Here is a 13744-nt window from a genome sequence, read left to right as displayed (position 1 = left end):
TGGGAGTCACATGGAAGATCAGATCCTGGAAAACGGGAAAAGTTCCGTTCAGACCGCTATTTGTGTATAAGAGTCAGACTGGGTGGAGATGACCAGAAAGAGCAAGTTCATTGTCACCATGAACAGAGAAATTGTGGTGGCGACCGTTATTGCGACTGACGACAAGGCTCAGACACTGTTCAATCTGGATTCTGTCGGAGATATAGAGCGGGATGACGGCGATATTTCGGTCGAGGTCAAAAATACCATCGTCAATTTCATTGATCAGCAGGCGCTGACCAGCAATGGCATGGTGGCAACCCTGGTGGCGGCGCTGACGCCCCCCAAACAAACGGCACAATTTATTCAGCTGCCGGGCGGCATTTACCTCTCCAATTATCTGGGTGGCGTCATCACCTGGCCCAGCCTCGGCAATTCAAAGGTCGTCCAGCGCAACGACCTCTGAGTTTATTCATAAGCCACGATGAAATTGGCCACGGCGGTATAGTCACCGGGCTGGATATTCTTGGCCGCCAGCGCGTCCGGGTGCCCTTCCACCCGGGCAGAGAATTGCAGTTCATTCTCCGTCGTGCCGCCCAGCAGATAACCACGGGAGGGAGTTCCCAGCGTCAAGGGGGACTGGGTCACGTCATACAGGCGGATGCCGGCCCCCTTGGCGGAGCCTGCCGAAAATGCCAGACCGCCACTGAGCTGAGCGTCCTGCGAACCGGTAAAGGTCACCTTGGCCATGCGGAAGATACCCGACTTGCAGTTGGTCAGCCGGATGACAAAGGGGACCTGAACCCCGGTCCCGTTGGCATAAAGCTCCCTGACATCGACCACTCCCATGTCCACCGCCTGATCGAGCGACTCGGGGGCAATTACACAGGGTTGATCGATGATACGGCCATGGAGATGAAGATCCCCTCCAAGCAGTTCAAGGTCATCGGCAGCAGCACTGACCCACAACGGAACAATCAACAACCCCAAACAGCCTAAGCGCAACATATCGACTCCTACTGGAATGAGGCAACAATAGTGCCGGTTGCATAGAAATCACCCGCAGCAACTTCTGCGCCAGCAGGGCTTATCGGGGCGGCAATAAAACCCCAGTCACCGATATTCCCCTGCATGGAAACTGGATACCAGTCATTCAGATTCAGTGTCGAGCCATCCAGTTGTTTGAATTTGATACCAAGATCCTTGATAACGTCACCACCTTTATATCCATCTCGAGTGGTTCTGAGATAACTCTGGCTAAATGATGTGGGTTTACCAGAAATGGCGAGATTTATTTTCAGTGATGACCCTTTGTCAAATACACCACCACTGCAGACGAAATTAAGTGGTACCGTTTTTTCAAAGTTGTTGCCATCCAGCCCGGAACCAGGCAAGTCACCAAACTCGACCTCAATCGTCTGCCCTCCGTTGATGGTGCATTTTTCTGGCACATACAACACTGAGGACTTGATAACGATTCTGGACATGACCTCGTTATTGAATCCGGAATCCGTTCTGCCCAGACGACCAAACATCTCGACTATTTCATGGTCGTCGATTTGTACGCCATTGATGATGGGTTTACGAACGCGAAACGTCACAATTCCCTTGCTACCACTTCTAAAACCGAAATCTGCAGAGCCCTTTCTCTTGTAGCAGGTAAACCTACCCAAATTGGATTCTTCAGTAAAAGGGGCAGTAACATATGCCCGACGATCACCTTCAATCCAGATATCAACCTTGAGATCCAAAAATTCGTTTAACTTGACAAATCCACCACCAACGCTGGGTAACCCTGCACTCATTACTGCCTTGTAATAAATAGGTTGATCGATAATATCCCGATCTGGACAGAATGCCGTACCAGGGTAAGTACCATTCAAATCCCACTTAAACTCTTTTCTTGCACCTACCTCGTTAACGATGTCTTCCTTTTTAAGCTCAATATCATAAGTTTTTGTAGCAGCCCTGACTTCACCATTGATAGCCAATGCCGGCATGGACAAGAACATGATACCGAGTACACCGGTACGCAATATCATCTTTATCTCTCCTTCACAGCTTTACAGGCATTGCCTGTGCACTGGTATTTGATATCCATATATCCGCCGTAGTCATTGACGTAGCTGATCACAAATTCATTGCCCAGGGTTTCCGGGATGGTGACCGTCTGCTCTGACTTGGGGGCAACCATAAAGGCGGAGAAACCCTTGATGGTGGTCCGCTCCTTGCCCTGTGGATGGCCGAGGCCCACGTAGGTGATGTAGTAAGGAGTCGGGTTGTTGACCTTGAGGGCCTTGCCCTGCTTGGTGATCAGCACCTGATCCTGCCAGATGGCGCCGCGCTCGGGCAGGATGGCCTCGGGGCGGTAGAACAGCTTGATCTTGGACTGCACGGCAATCTGCATCACGTTGCTCTTCTCGCTCTTGGGCGGGATCTCGCGCAGGTTGAAGTAGTAGATGGATTCGCGATCCTTGGGCAGGCTGTCGATGGCCGGCACGCTGGCGATACGCACGATGGACTTCTGGTTGGCATCCACCCGCTGTACCGGCGGCAGCACCACGAAGGGAGACGCGATCTTCTGGCCCTGGGCATCTTCAATCCAGGCCTGCGCCAGGTAGGGCAGCTTCTGGTTCTCGTTCTTGATGTTGAGGCTGATGGACTTGGCACCGCCCGGATAGACGACACGAGTACGGTCCAGCACGATGGCAGCGCTGACGTTGAGCGAGGTCATGCCCAGCACGGCCAGACAGGTATAAGAGAGCAGCTTTTTCATCGGTATCCCATTACTTGCAAGTGAGAGTCTTCATCGACAGATCGGTTACTTGTTGCGGTGCCACTATCTTGCACTGGCGGGCCCCGCCCCATGAGAGTTCAAACGCTTCATTCGGTTTCACCCCGGTCAGATAGACCAGGCCATCTTCATCCACCACCGAGAGCACCCGGCCGGAATCCTTGACGACGGTGGCGCCAAACGGCGGCACTGAGCCATCAGGCAGTTTGACGTTGGCCAGCAGCTTAAACCCTTCGGCGATTTCGAAGGCATTATACCCAATTGCGCCCTCGGTCAGGGTCCCCTGCTTGATGGCGTTCATCGCATCGATGTCGTCGCCCAGCTGATCCACGTCCACCCGGGTATCGCTCTTGCGATAGTCGGTCATGTCACTGATCACCGCGACGCCAAAGCGGTTGGTCACGGCGCGGCCATTGTTGAAGGAGACGCCGGAGGTCTTGTCGGTATCCACCATCATGCGGGTACCGCCACGACGGGTCGCCTGGTGCAGGGCCGCACCGTGCTGGGTCGCCGTCAGACCGCCACGCAGGCTGGCCCCGACCGAGGTGTATTCGCTCTGCACGCTGTAGGCATTGAGGCTGACCGCCCCGATGTCGCTGTTATGGTTGTAGTAACCCCGCGCCACGGCGTGGCCGTTGCTTTGCACGCCCGCCCCCAGCTGATAGGTATCATCGGGCCGGCTGTAATCCTGATAGGTGGCCAGATGGGTGACCTTGCCATTGGAGGACTGCACGCTGTATCCCGCGCTCTTTCTGTCCCCGATCGGCATGCTCAGGGTCAGCATGACACTCTTGTCATCCTCGTAGTTCTCGGTCTTGGTCTTGTAGGCCGACACATAGACGGAGACATCCTTGAAGCTGCCGATGTTCACGTTCTTGTTGATGGAGAGGCCGTAGCGATCCTCTGCCTCGTGATCCCAATAGGTTCTGTGGGTGTAGTCCAGATAGACAGTCAGCGCCTTGGCCGCATCTTCCGCCCAGAAGGTCTTGTTGGCGGTGATGGTATAGAGCTCCTTGTCACCCCAGGTGTTGTAGTCATCGCTCGAGGTCGTGGTGTTGTTCTCCAGCCGATCCTTGTTGCTCAGGAACTGCGACATGGTCATGAAGTTGTGCTGGGAGAAGCGATAACCGGCGAAGGTGATCGAGCTGTTGTATTCATCAAACTGCTTGGCGTAGTTCACCCGCACCGACTGGCCAATCTTGGTGGAAAGGCCCGGCAGCTTGGCGATGGACTGGGTCAGGTCGGCCGAGATGGCACCGAAGGCATAGAGATCGCGACCGATACCGAGCCCCATGGAGTTGTATTCACCCGCAACCAGGCTGCCACCGTACAGCGACCAGGAGTTGGCCACCCCCCAGGAGAAATCACCGGTCACAAAGGCAGGGCCGTGCACATCGTGCACCGAATCCGTCTGTTCGGAAGGCGCACCCACCGCCAGGTTGTATCGGACGTAACCGGGACGGGTCAGATAGGGGACGGTCGCGGTGTCTACCTGGAACGAGCTGACACTGCCATCCTGCTCCTCCACCCGCACGTCGAGACGACCGCGCACCGAACTGTCCAGCCCCTGGATGCGAAACGGACCGGCCGGCACGTTGGTCTCATAGATGATCCGGCCGGACTGGGAGATGGTGACCTTGGCGTTGGTCTTGGCGATGCCGCTCACTTCCGGCGCATAGCCCTGCAGACTTGGCGGCAACATGCGCTCGTCATTGGCCAGGTTGACGCCGGTATAACGGAAGCCGTCGATCAGCTGGGAGTTGAGCTGCTGCTCGCCCACCGTCAGCTTGGCAGCCATATCGGTCAAGGGGCGATAGGCATAGATACGGTTCAGCTCGGTCGATGTCCGTTCATTGTCGCCCCAGTAAGAGCTGGCCTGATAGTCGCCCCGCAGGCGCCAGGCGCCATAGTTGAACCCCAGCGTACCGTAGCTGCTGATGTTGCGGTTGGAGTAACCATCCCCTTCGTTGACCTGGGCGTTGATGTTGTAATCCAGCATCATCCCCGGGATCCCTTCATCCCACTGTTCGGGCGGAATCCAGTTGGGATCGCTGTACTTCATCCACGCCTGGGGCACGGCGATGCGCAGCAAGCCGTTACCTATGTCGTTCGCGATCACCACGCCGTCCAGCGCCAGCAGGTTGGCACACTGGCCATCGTGCCAGGTATCGATCTTGGCGATGGCCTCGTCGGTCAGCGCCAGCTTGGGGATCACCTCTTGCGGCAGGCAGGCCACCCCACCCTTTCCCTTGCCGGTGTCAGTCTCGTAGAAAGGGATCTTCTGCAGGGGCAGCTTGTTTTTGTTGACCTCGATCTCGAGGTAGTAGTCGCCGGGCAGGATGTAACCTTCGTCGGCAAACTGGGAGAGGTCGATCTTGGTCCGTTCGTCCAGATCGAGTGCATCAATATTAAACTCCGTTTCTGCCAATGCGTGATTTGCCACCGCCATCAGGCCGGGCACGCATAGCATGAAAACCATTTTTGAATAATGTTTTTTTCTCACAGAGTTTGATGTTGAAACGCTCATATTTTCACTCTAGGAATTGCATAACGGTCTCACGTAATGAGGTATCTACACTAAGCAATTGGCTTGCTTACATATAATTGAGTTCAAACAGTGTCGTACTGTCCGGAAAAAACAGCTGACTACTGGTGAGCCCCAAATTGAATTCCAGATCACTGTTGACGATATCCGAAACAATAAAGCGTTCGCCGGATACCTTGTGATATTGGCCGTTGTTGAGAATGCCCAGCTCATCGCTCATGGCACCGCGCACAGACATGGAAATAAAAGGCAGTGATGCCTCCGTCGCCCCTTCAACCTGACAGCCGCTGATTTTCAGTGTGCCCGGTTGCTGAGCCTGCAGCGGAATGCTGCGCAGCACCTCCAGCGTACAGCCCGATTCGGCCAGTCCATCCGTGAGTTCATTGGCGTGGACTGACCCCGCCATCATCACCAGCTGCAGCACCATGGCTGCCATCATTGAAGTTTTCATGATCAAGGTTCGATGTGAGGAGACAGAATGTGTGAGGTTGTGGTGGCTCGCACCACCACAACCCTGGTCACACGTTAAAGCACTCTATTACTCGTAGGAGAGAGTAAAGTTGGTCACTGCAGTGAAAGCGCCGGCTTTCAGCGGGTTGGCGGTCTGATCGGCATAACCTTTCAGCACGGCGCTGAAGGGCAGCTCGTTGTCACCGTTGACCAGGCCGAAGGCGGCAGTCGGAGTACCCAGTACGATCGGGGCACCACCCGGAGCGGTCATCTTGATACCGGCACCAGCGGCGTCACCACCACCGATAACCAGCAGGCTGGAATCTACCGGGTCTTTGGCACCGCTGAAGGTTACCTTGACGGCATCTTCCTTGTCGGAGATTTCACAGTTCAGCAGCTTGATGCTGAACGGCTTGGAGTTGGACTCGCCACCGCTGGCCAGCTCTTTGGTGCTGATCTGACCCATTTCAACTACCTGGTCAACAGACTCAGGAGCAACGGAGCAAGGAGCGTTGATGATTTCACCATTGAAGGTGACTTTGCCTGAACCAGCGCCACCGGCAGCAACAGCGGAGCCGCACAGCAACATGGAACCAACACCCATAGCAACCAGAATCTTGTTAGCTTTCATTCGTTTATACCTACATTAACGTGATTAACGTGTGTTGTACTGCATCACTCCAATCATGCTGGAGTCACGATCTTCAGTGATGCCGCGATATACTGCACAGCAACTGCTGGTGCCCAACCTCTCATTAAGCCGGTGAGGGGTCATGCCAATAATCAGCTGTGCCTTTTAAGGTCTATTTAAATAAGCAAAAGCAGCACACCGCATCAGGGGCAGTTCCCGCTACACCTCATCTGCACAACTACATACATCCTTGTCGTCTGTGCAGAAAACCGTGTTCCGCTTTTGCTTGATGGACAAATTAACGACTCATATGATGCACATCAAATACATTTTGATTTTTATAAATTCAGTTATAAACACCTATAAAACAATCACTTAAAATCAAACCGGAACATTGGCGAACGCCATGAAATAAATAAAGCTCATATAGCAAACACCCATTGCATAATTTGAAATCGGATATTTTTAATCACTTAACAAACATTAACAAAAACACAACAAAATAATGTTTGAGCAGTATTTTAGGTGATTCTAAAAATACCTATAAAGCAATAGTCAAAACGGCTCACCCATATAGCCAGGTAATCAGGTAATCAGGTAATCAGGTAATCAGGTAATCAGGTAATCAGGTAATCAGGTAATCAGGTAATCAGGTAATCAGGTAATCAGGTAATCAGGTAATCAGGTAATCAGGTAATCAGGTAATCAGGTAATCAGGTAATCAGGTAATCAGGTAATCATTTTAACCCATTAGGCATGGAGGAAAGTTGATATCTCTGCTCTTGCCACCTTCCTGTGTGACCCTGGTTTTAATTCACCAGATGCCAGCCATGTATTTTCACCACAGAATAAGGCTTCGTCGAAAACCAGTAGCCAATAGTGATGAACAAGATTGGATATATACCGCCTAATATGGGCCAGACCATATATTTCCTGTCACGGTCATATATAAAATTTTATTTGTGACTGATATCCCATACTTTTTTATGGCGATTGATTTCTCAAAGTGGGGTGTTATCATCTAAACATAGAGTAAAGGGCAAACCGGTCGAAAGGTCGGGACGCAAAGCCACCGGTCTAAGGGTTCATAACCTAAGACAGCGGAGCTGCCATCTGAGAAGAGCGATGTCATCAGTTGTATCTGTGTCATTCTCTTTGATTGCGTTGCCCTTTTCGTACAACGACATGTGACGAAAAGGACATAAAAATGAACACTTCTACCGCTTCCATTCGCAACAGCGCCATCCGTTTCGCTTCTTCTGCCGCCGCAGCCATGCTGCTGGGTGCTGCCTTGCTGCCTGCCACTGCCTCCGCTGCCGACGGCACCATCACCTTCACCGGTACCATCTATGAAGCCCCCTGCGACTTCGCCGACAACAGCGTGACCTGCTATTCCGGCACTCAGCGCCAGACCATGGATCTGGCCACCCTGCAGCAAGCCGGCAGCCTCAATACCATCAGCAGCACCATGCAGTACAAGCTGTCTGCCGGCAGCAGCAACATGGCCATCGTCACCGTCAGCTACCTCTGATCGGATTGTTCCTGCCATCTGCCCGGGGTTGTTCATTACCTCGGGCGGATCTGTTCGCCTTTTGCAGGATGAGCCACCACAGCCTCACTTAGGCTGCCATCGTTAATCACGGTTCTCCATCCACCAACCCCCCTTCTGTTTTCCTTGGTTGCCATGCCAACTGCCGCCCGGCGGCTTCTCACTATGACCCCTGCTTTCTACGCAGGTAGACCAGCACTTTCCCTGCTTGATCTCCAGCTTGCTACTGTCGCATTCCCGCTTGGCAAAAGAACCTCAAACGAGACTTTGATCACAGTTGCTGGCCTCAGACTGAGATCCCCCCCAGATGGCAGATGAGTCCTTGCTATCAACAAGGCCCCCAATGGGGCTCGCTTTATTTTGATTTAATCTAAATGAATGATTTATATGGCCTGATTGGTGGGTTGATATCCTTTTGGGGCTGACTAGATTGCACGCGTCAATCACGCAGACAATCAAACAAAGGGATAAAAATGAACAATCTGGGTACCAGGTTGCTGCTGCTGGCAGCACCGGGCCTGTTTGCCACTTCGGCGCTGGCCAACTACTCCCCCTCCGACTGGCAACAGTATCAACTCAAAGGTGAATCCAGCCGTCAGCTGGGGGATCGTCTCACCGAAGTGACCTACGAGCTGAGCGCCCGCAGCGGCAGTGCCCCCTATCAGCAGCTGAGGGTGTATCGCCGCTTCGACTGGAGCGATGCCAACCTGGCCGCACTGGCAGAGCAGCAGTGCGGCGAGCCGCAGCTCAAGATCGAGCAGGGCTGGCAGATCCGCTACCTCAGCTGTGAAGAGGTGGTGCCGGCTGGCAAGGCTGTCCCGGCCAGCAGCTATGACTTTGGCTACGGCATGAAGCAGGGCCGCTGGGAGCCACTGGCAGGCACCCCGACCGCGCCGCGTCAGGATCGTCTGCCGCTGGCGGAGCGGGTCATCCTGGGTCACAGCGAGCAGGAGCTGGATCGCTGCGAGCTCAACGCCGAAGGCCGCTGCGCCGAGCAGGCATGGCAGTACCTGCCGCAAAACTGGCAGCAGTTGAAGGTGCTGGAAGAGACTCCCAATGAACGGGATGGCCGCCTCGAGCAGATCTTCTTCCGCCTGCAGCCCATCGCGGGCAGCCAGGCCGCCAAGCAGGTGAGCGAGCTGTACGTCTGGCGCCAGTACACCTGGTTGCTGGAACAGGCCAAGACCCAGCAGGAGTGCGATGAACCCCAGACCCGTCAGGAAGGGGACAAGACCATCAGCTACCGGGTGTGCCGCCAGACCCTGCCCGCCGGCAGCGAGGTGCAGGTGGTCTTGAAGGACACCGGCTATCAATACCCGGTGGGGGGCAGCGAATGGCAGACCCTGCCGGAAACAACCGAGTGGCAGGAGAACCGGGTGCTCAATCGCCCCATCGTGCTGGCCAGCAAGGAAGAGCAACTCGACTGTCGCCGTGCCGACGGCCGCGCCTGCTCCGAGCCGGATCTGCCGGGCACCGAGATGCTGGACGCCGAAGCGGCCAAGATAGTGCAGGATGCCAGTGGCCAGCCCGCACCGGTCTGGCAGGAGAACTATGGTCACGATGACACCAAGCTGCTGGCCGTGTCGCGCGGCATCCAGAGCCTGCTGGCGGCCAATCAGCCGGCCCATCCGGCCATGAAGCTGCTGCTGGAATACGTGCGTGCCCACAACTACCACAACTACGGCAAGCACAAGGAAGACGGCCCGGCCGCAGCCGAGGCGCTGGCCGAGGCATTGACGGCGCTGGGTGCCCATCCGCTGCTCTTCCCGGAGCAGGCCAGCGACGAGGTAGGCGCCGTCATGGGTGCCTGGAGCATCGCCCTGCACGGCCAGTTCAAGAGCCCGGCAGTGCAGGGCCGCTTTGGTACCCTGCTCGGCGAGTTCAACCAGATGCTGGCCTACAGCACCCGCCATGCCAGCGAGATCAACGGCCAGCACGCCTGGGCGACCGGTCTGTTCGATCTGCTCAACTTCCTCGACTTCGCCAGCGACTACAGCGATCCCTTCGCCAACGACTTCCGCCAACAGGACGGCGAGCTGCGCAAGCAGCTGCACGCCCTCGGCATAAGCGAGCTCGCGTTGTGGAAGGGACGGGATGGCGCCGATCTGTTCCTGCTCAACAACGTGCTGGATGCTTACACCCGCCTCTACCGGGTCGCCCGCTATACCCGCCCGGACGAGCTCGACGGCTACCGCAAGCTGCTGGATGACTCCGTCATCGCACTGGTTCGCCACCACGACCTGATCCCCGGCGGCCAGCAGAGTCAGGATCTGCTGGAAGACATGTCGCTGACCCTCTCCACCTACTACCTGACCTACACGGACCGCACCAGCGAAGCCTGCATCAGCGGTGACTTCGCCGGACTCTGCACCCCCGTCCGGGTGGAGGACGTGCTGCCGTTCGAGCACACCTGCTCGCCGACCCTGCGCCTGCGGGCCCAGGATCTGACCATGGATCAGGCCGAGGGGATCTGCCGTGAACTGGGGGCCGAAGAGCAGCAGTTCCACCAGCAGATGGAAACCGGCTGGCAGCCGGTGGCGGATGATCACAACGAGGCGCTGGAACTGGTGGTCTTCAACTCCTCCGACGACTGGAAACGCTACGGCAGTGCCCTGTTCGGCGGCGTCTCCACCGACAACGGTGGCATCTACCTTGAAGGGGATCCGGCTCGCCCCGGCAACCAGGCCCGCTTCTTCGCCTACGAGGCGGAGTGGAAGCGCCCAGCGTTCCAGGTGTGGAACCTGCGCCACGAGTACGTGCACTACCTGGACGGCCGCTTCAACCAATACGGCAGCTTCGGCCACTACCCGCTCAACCGCACCACCTGGTGGTCGGAAGGGCTGGCCGAGTTCATCGCCCACGGCCAGTGCTTCGCCCGCGGTCTGGACAACGTCGCCGGCCGCCCGGCCAGCGACCGTCCGGCCCTGGCCGACATCCTGCACCTGGATTACGACAAGGGTGGCGAGATGGTCTACTCCTGGTCCTACACGGTGCACCGCTTCCTGAACGAGACCGGTCGCGGCGCCAGCTGGCTGGCCATGGCCCAGGCCCTGCGCAACCCGGATCAGCAGCAGGCCATGAGCGCCTTCGAAGCCGAGCTGGACCAGCTGATTGCCAATGACAGCGAGGCCTACCAGCAGTGGCTCGGCCGCGAGCTGCTGCCCTGGTGGGAAGCCAACAAGGACTCCGACGAGTGCAAGGCCAACGACTCCTCCCACTGAGGACGAGACGGCTATGACAAGGGGCGGCCATGGCCGCCCCTGCTTATGAACGATTTTAATCGGCTCAGGATCAAGCAGTTAGCCGACCTCTCCCTGCGACAACCTCTGCCCGAGTGACGTCTTGGGCGGTCATCAAGCCTGACGTACGGCGGCAACTTGTAATAGAATGACCCTCTGTCACCTCTTACTTCAGACCCGAACCGCACCGCGCATGAAGAAGTTTGCCAAGATCCTGCTCGCCTGCCTCTGCCTGTTGCTGGCCTCCGTCGCCACACTGCTGGGCTACAGCGAGTGGACCGTCTCGGACGCCCGTCACTACACCTACGACGACGTCAATGCGGTGCCCTACAACCGGGTCGCCCTGGTGCTCGGCACCTCCAAATACCTGATTGGCGGCAGCCCGAACCACTACTTCAAGTACCGGATCAAGGCCGCCGCCGAGCTCTACAACAACGGCAAGGTGGACTACATCCTGGTCTCCGGCGACAACGCCACCGTGCAGTACAACGAGCCGCGCCAGATGCGGCGGGCCCTGATCCAGGCCGGCATCCCGGCCAACGCCATCTACAGCGACTACGCCGGCTTTCGGACCCTGGACTCCATCGTGCGAGCCAAGGAGGTGTTCGGTCAGGCCCACTTCACCGTGGTCTCGCAGGCCTTTCACAACGAGCGCGCCATCTTCATCGCCCGCCATTTCGGCATCGAGGCGGTCGGCTTCAACGCCGTGGACCCCAGCGCCTATCAGGGCATCAAGACCCGGGTGCGCGAGGTGTTCGCCCGCCTGATGGGGCTGCTCGACCTCTACGTGCTGGACAAGGGTCCCAAGTTCCTCGGCGAGCCCATCGTCATCGGCGGCCCGGTCCCCTGCCAGGCGTTGAGCACCATAGGGGCGAGCCAGCCCTGCCTGCCCATTGCACCGCCCCCTCATAAGCCGAAGGCCAAACCGGCAGCGGCAGTGAGCGCTGCCACCGCCACCAGTGCGGCGGCGGCAACCAGCGCAGCTGCACCGAGCGAGTCAACGCCCGTGGATAACCCGGCTGCCGCCAGTGCGGCAACACCAACCAGCAGTGCCCAGACCACCAGCGCAGCCGTGCCGAGCGAGGCAACGCCCGTGGATAATCCGGCTGCCGCCAGCGCAGCGGCAGCAACCAGCAGCGCGCCGACCCCTCAATAGCAGAGACCCGCCAACAGGCGGGTCTCTTTCATTGGGCTCGGTATTTCCGGCGATCAGGCCAGCGCCGCCACGTAACGCCGCGCCACCTCGTCCCAGTCGATCACCTTGTAAAACGCGGCTATGTAGTCGGGACGCTTGTTCTGGTACTTCAGGTAATAGGCGTGTTCCCACACATCCAGCCCCAAAATGGGCACCAGCCCATCCTGCAGGGGGCTGTCCTGGTTGGCGCTGCTCACTACCTGCAGCTTGCCGCTCCGATCGACCACCAGCCAGGCCCAACCGCTGCCAAAACGGCTCAGCGCCGCCTGGGTAAAGGCCTGTTTGAAGACCTCCAGTCCGCCCAGATCCCGCTCGATCGCCGCAGCCAGCTCGCCGGCTGGCTCACCACCGCCCTGCGGACTCATCACCTGCCAGAACAGGCTGTGGTTGGCGTGACCGCCGCCGTGATTGCGCACCGCCCCCTGCACCTTGCCAGGCAGGCTGTCGAAACGGGCAAGCAGCTCCTCCACCGGCAGCACCGCCAGCTCGGGGAGATCGGCCAGGGCGGCATTGAGGTTGTTGATATAGGCCTGATGGTGACGGCTGTGATGGATCTCCATGGTCAGCGCATCGATGTGGGGTTCCAGCGCGTCATAGGCATAGGCAAGGGCTGGCAGGGTATGGCTCATGGTCACCTCTGTTTATTGTGATTAATGCAGTTGGCGGGCGGACCCGGTCTGGCACAGGCACTGACCGAGGCAGCGGCGGATGCCGTCGTGGTTGCCGTGTTTGCGCAGGAAGGCGAGCAGCTCGGCATGGGTACTGCGGGTATGGCGCAAGGCCGCATCCCGCAGAGGATCGGGGCTGGCCGGCGACTGGCTGGTGGCGAGCAGGCAGTCGTGGATGTGGCACAACAGGTCGGCAGCGCGCTCCGGCCGCGCCATGGCGACCAGCAGATCCGCCAGATTGTGGTGGGCCACCACCAGCGCAGCGACCGCCTCGTCCACGTCGGGCCAGCCGGCAAACTGCTGGCGGGCCAGCCACAGCGCCTGCTGATAGCAGGAGAGCGCCTTGCCGTGTTCACCGGCATCGAAGTGGCGATTGCCGCTCATGGTCTGCACCTTCCAGTGCACCATGCTGCTGTCGCTCTCCTCCGTCCCCACCCATCCTCTTACCCAGCTCGCCGCCATGATCCTTAACACCACAAATGATAATAATTATTATTTAACTTATGTAAGCGGCGAACACAAGGGATAGTTGTGCCGGCACCGCCAACAGCCCTGCCCATATGGGTAGGGCTTTTTTGAATCTGTCTGTTTGGTGATCATTTGCACAGATGCAAACGTCCCGCTCCGTCATGCTGGTTGGTACTGGCATGAGGCCAGTGGTTGCCGCTGCGGCAACCTTATTCACAAGGATGGA

11 protein-coding genes, 1 pseudogene and 1 riboswitch are annotated in these 13744 nt (G+C 57.4%); of the genes and pseudogenes, 4 read left to right on the top strand and 8 right to left on the bottom strand.

The window, feature by feature from the left end; translation table 11 throughout:
- Nucleotides 1–76: 76 nt before the first annotated feature.
- Nucleotides 77–445, top strand: a pseudogene (locus PG899_RS16545) (winged helix-turn-helix domain-containing protein); the annotation flags it as partial.
- Between the two features lie 2 nt (nucleotides 446–447).
- On the opposite strand, the gene PG899_RS16540 reads toward PG899_RS16545, so the two are convergent.
- The 6 genes from PG899_RS16540 to PG899_RS16515 all read right to left on the bottom strand — a co-directional run bounded on the left by PG899_RS16540 (nucleotide 448) and on the right by PG899_RS16515 (nucleotide 6399).
- Nucleotides 448–987, bottom strand: coding sequence for a fimbrial protein (locus tag PG899_RS16540; protein ID WP_077096672.1), 540 nt, complete (start codon nucleotides 985–987; stop codon nucleotides 448–450).
- An 8-nt stretch (nucleotides 988–995) separates the two neighbouring features.
- Nucleotides 996–2021, bottom strand: a complete 1026-nt coding sequence (locus PG899_RS16535; protein WP_077096673.1) for a fimbrial protein — start codon at nucleotides 2019–2021, stop codon at nucleotides 996–998.
- Nucleotides 2022–2023: 2 nt separating this feature from the next.
- Nucleotides 2024–2755, bottom strand: a complete 732-nt coding sequence (locus PG899_RS16530) for a fimbrial biogenesis chaperone (protein WP_077096674.1) — start codon at nucleotides 2753–2755, stop codon at nucleotides 2024–2026.
- Between the two features lie 10 nt (nucleotides 2756–2765).
- Nucleotides 2766–5300 (bottom strand): fimbria/pilus outer membrane usher protein, encoded by a 2535-nt coding sequence (locus PG899_RS16525; protein WP_077096675.1) that lies wholly within the window; start codon nucleotides 5298–5300, stop codon nucleotides 2766–2768.
- A gap of 67 nt (nucleotides 5301–5367) precedes the next feature.
- The gene (locus PG899_RS16520; protein ID WP_016349292.1) at nucleotides 5368–5757 is read right to left on the bottom strand and encodes a hypothetical protein; all 390 of its coding nucleotides are present in this window, start codon (nucleotides 5755–5757) and stop codon (nucleotides 5368–5370) included.
- Nucleotides 5758–5856: 99 nt separating this feature from the next.
- On the bottom strand, nucleotides 5857–6399 hold the full coding sequence (locus tag PG899_RS16515) for a fimbrial protein (RefSeq protein ID WP_011704492.1): 543 nt from the start codon (nucleotides 6397–6399) through the stop codon (nucleotides 5857–5859).
- 1028 nt (nucleotides 6400–7427) lie between these two features.
- Nucleotides 7428–7513, top strand: a riboswitch (cyclic di-GMP riboswitch).
- A 93-nt stretch (nucleotides 7514–7606) separates the two neighbouring features.
- Between PG899_RS16515 and PG899_RS16510 the strand changes: the two genes are divergently transcribed.
- The 3 genes from PG899_RS16510 to PG899_RS16500 all read left to right on the top strand — a co-directional run bounded on the left by PG899_RS16510 (nucleotide 7607) and on the right by PG899_RS16500 (nucleotide 12343).
- Complete coding sequence (locus tag PG899_RS16510; protein WP_179101496.1) at nucleotides 7607–7930, top strand: fimbrial protein; 324 nt, start codon at nucleotides 7607–7609, stop codon at nucleotides 7928–7930.
- Nucleotides 7931–8421: 491 nt separating this feature from the next.
- The gene (locus PG899_RS16505; protein WP_077097575.1) at nucleotides 8422–11169 is read left to right on the top strand and encodes a collagenase; all 2748 of its coding nucleotides are present in this window, start codon (nucleotides 8422–8424) and stop codon (nucleotides 11167–11169) included.
- 211 nt (nucleotides 11170–11380) lie between these two features.
- Nucleotides 11381–12343: a SanA/YdcF family protein gene (locus PG899_RS16500; RefSeq protein ID WP_179101495.1), complete on the top strand. Its 963-nt coding sequence runs from the start codon at nucleotides 11381–11383 to the stop codon at nucleotides 12341–12343.
- A gap of 53 nt (nucleotides 12344–12396) precedes the next feature.
- On the opposite strand, the gene PG899_RS16495 is transcribed toward PG899_RS16500, so the two are convergent.
- Together PG899_RS16495 and PG899_RS16490 are read right to left on the bottom strand one after the other, a co-directional pair.
- Nucleotides 12397–13011: a superoxide dismutase gene (locus PG899_RS16495; protein WP_077097573.1), complete on the bottom strand. Its 615-nt coding sequence runs from the start codon at nucleotides 13009–13011 to the stop codon at nucleotides 12397–12399.
- Between the two features lie 21 nt (nucleotides 13012–13032).
- Nucleotides 13033–13458: a hypothetical protein gene (locus tag PG899_RS16490; protein WP_043125593.1), complete on the bottom strand. Its 426-nt coding sequence runs from the start codon at nucleotides 13456–13458 to the stop codon at nucleotides 13033–13035.
- Between the last annotated feature and the right edge of the window lie 286 nt (nucleotides 13459–13744).

Source organism: Aeromonas sp. QDB39 (assembly GCF_027707585.1).
GTDB classification, from domain to species: Bacteria; Pseudomonadota; Gammaproteobacteria; order Enterobacterales; family Aeromonadaceae; genus Aeromonas; species Aeromonas hydrophila.
The sequence above is the reverse complement of the archived record's forward strand: the minus strand, read 5'-3'. Positions and strand labels throughout refer to the sequence as shown.

Coding starts and splice junctions, on each gene's coding strand:
- PG899_RS16510 (WP_179101496.1), top strand. CDS start 7,607: ATGAACACTTCTACCGCTTCCATTCGCAACAGCGCCATCCGTTTCGCT.
- PG899_RS16495 (WP_077097573.1), bottom strand. CDS start 13,011: ATGAGCCATACCCTGCCAGCCCTTGCCTATGCCTATGACGCGCTGGAA.
- PG899_RS16520 (WP_016349292.1), bottom strand. CDS start 5,757: ATGATGGCAGCCATGGTGCTGCAGCTGGTGATGATGGCGGGGTCAGTC.
- PG899_RS16515 (WP_011704492.1), bottom strand. CDS start 6,399: ATGAAAGCTAACAAGATTCTGGTTGCTATGGGTGTTGGTTCCATGTTG.
- PG899_RS16490 (WP_043125593.1), bottom strand. CDS start 13,458: ATGGTGCACTGGAAGGTGCAGACCATGAGCGGCAATCGCCACTTCGAT.
- PG899_RS16535 (WP_077096673.1), bottom strand. CDS start 2,021: ATGATATTGCGTACCGGTGTACTCGGTATCATGTTCTTGTCCATGCCG.
- PG899_RS16505 (WP_077097575.1), top strand. CDS start 8,422: ATGAACAATCTGGGTACCAGGTTGCTGCTGCTGGCAGCACCGGGCCTG.
- PG899_RS16500 (WP_179101495.1), top strand. CDS start 11,381: ATGAAGAAGTTTGCCAAGATCCTGCTCGCCTGCCTCTGCCTGTTGCTG.
- PG899_RS16540 (WP_077096672.1), bottom strand. CDS start 987: ATGTTGCGCTTAGGCTGTTTGGGGTTGTTGATTGTTCCGTTGTGGGTC.
- PG899_RS16525 (WP_077096675.1), bottom strand. CDS start 5,300: ATGAGCGTTTCAACATCAAACTCTGTGAGAAAAAAACATTATTCAAAA.
- PG899_RS16530 (WP_077096674.1), bottom strand. CDS start 2,755: ATGAAAAAGCTGCTCTCTTATACCTGTCTGGCCGTGCTGGGCATGACC.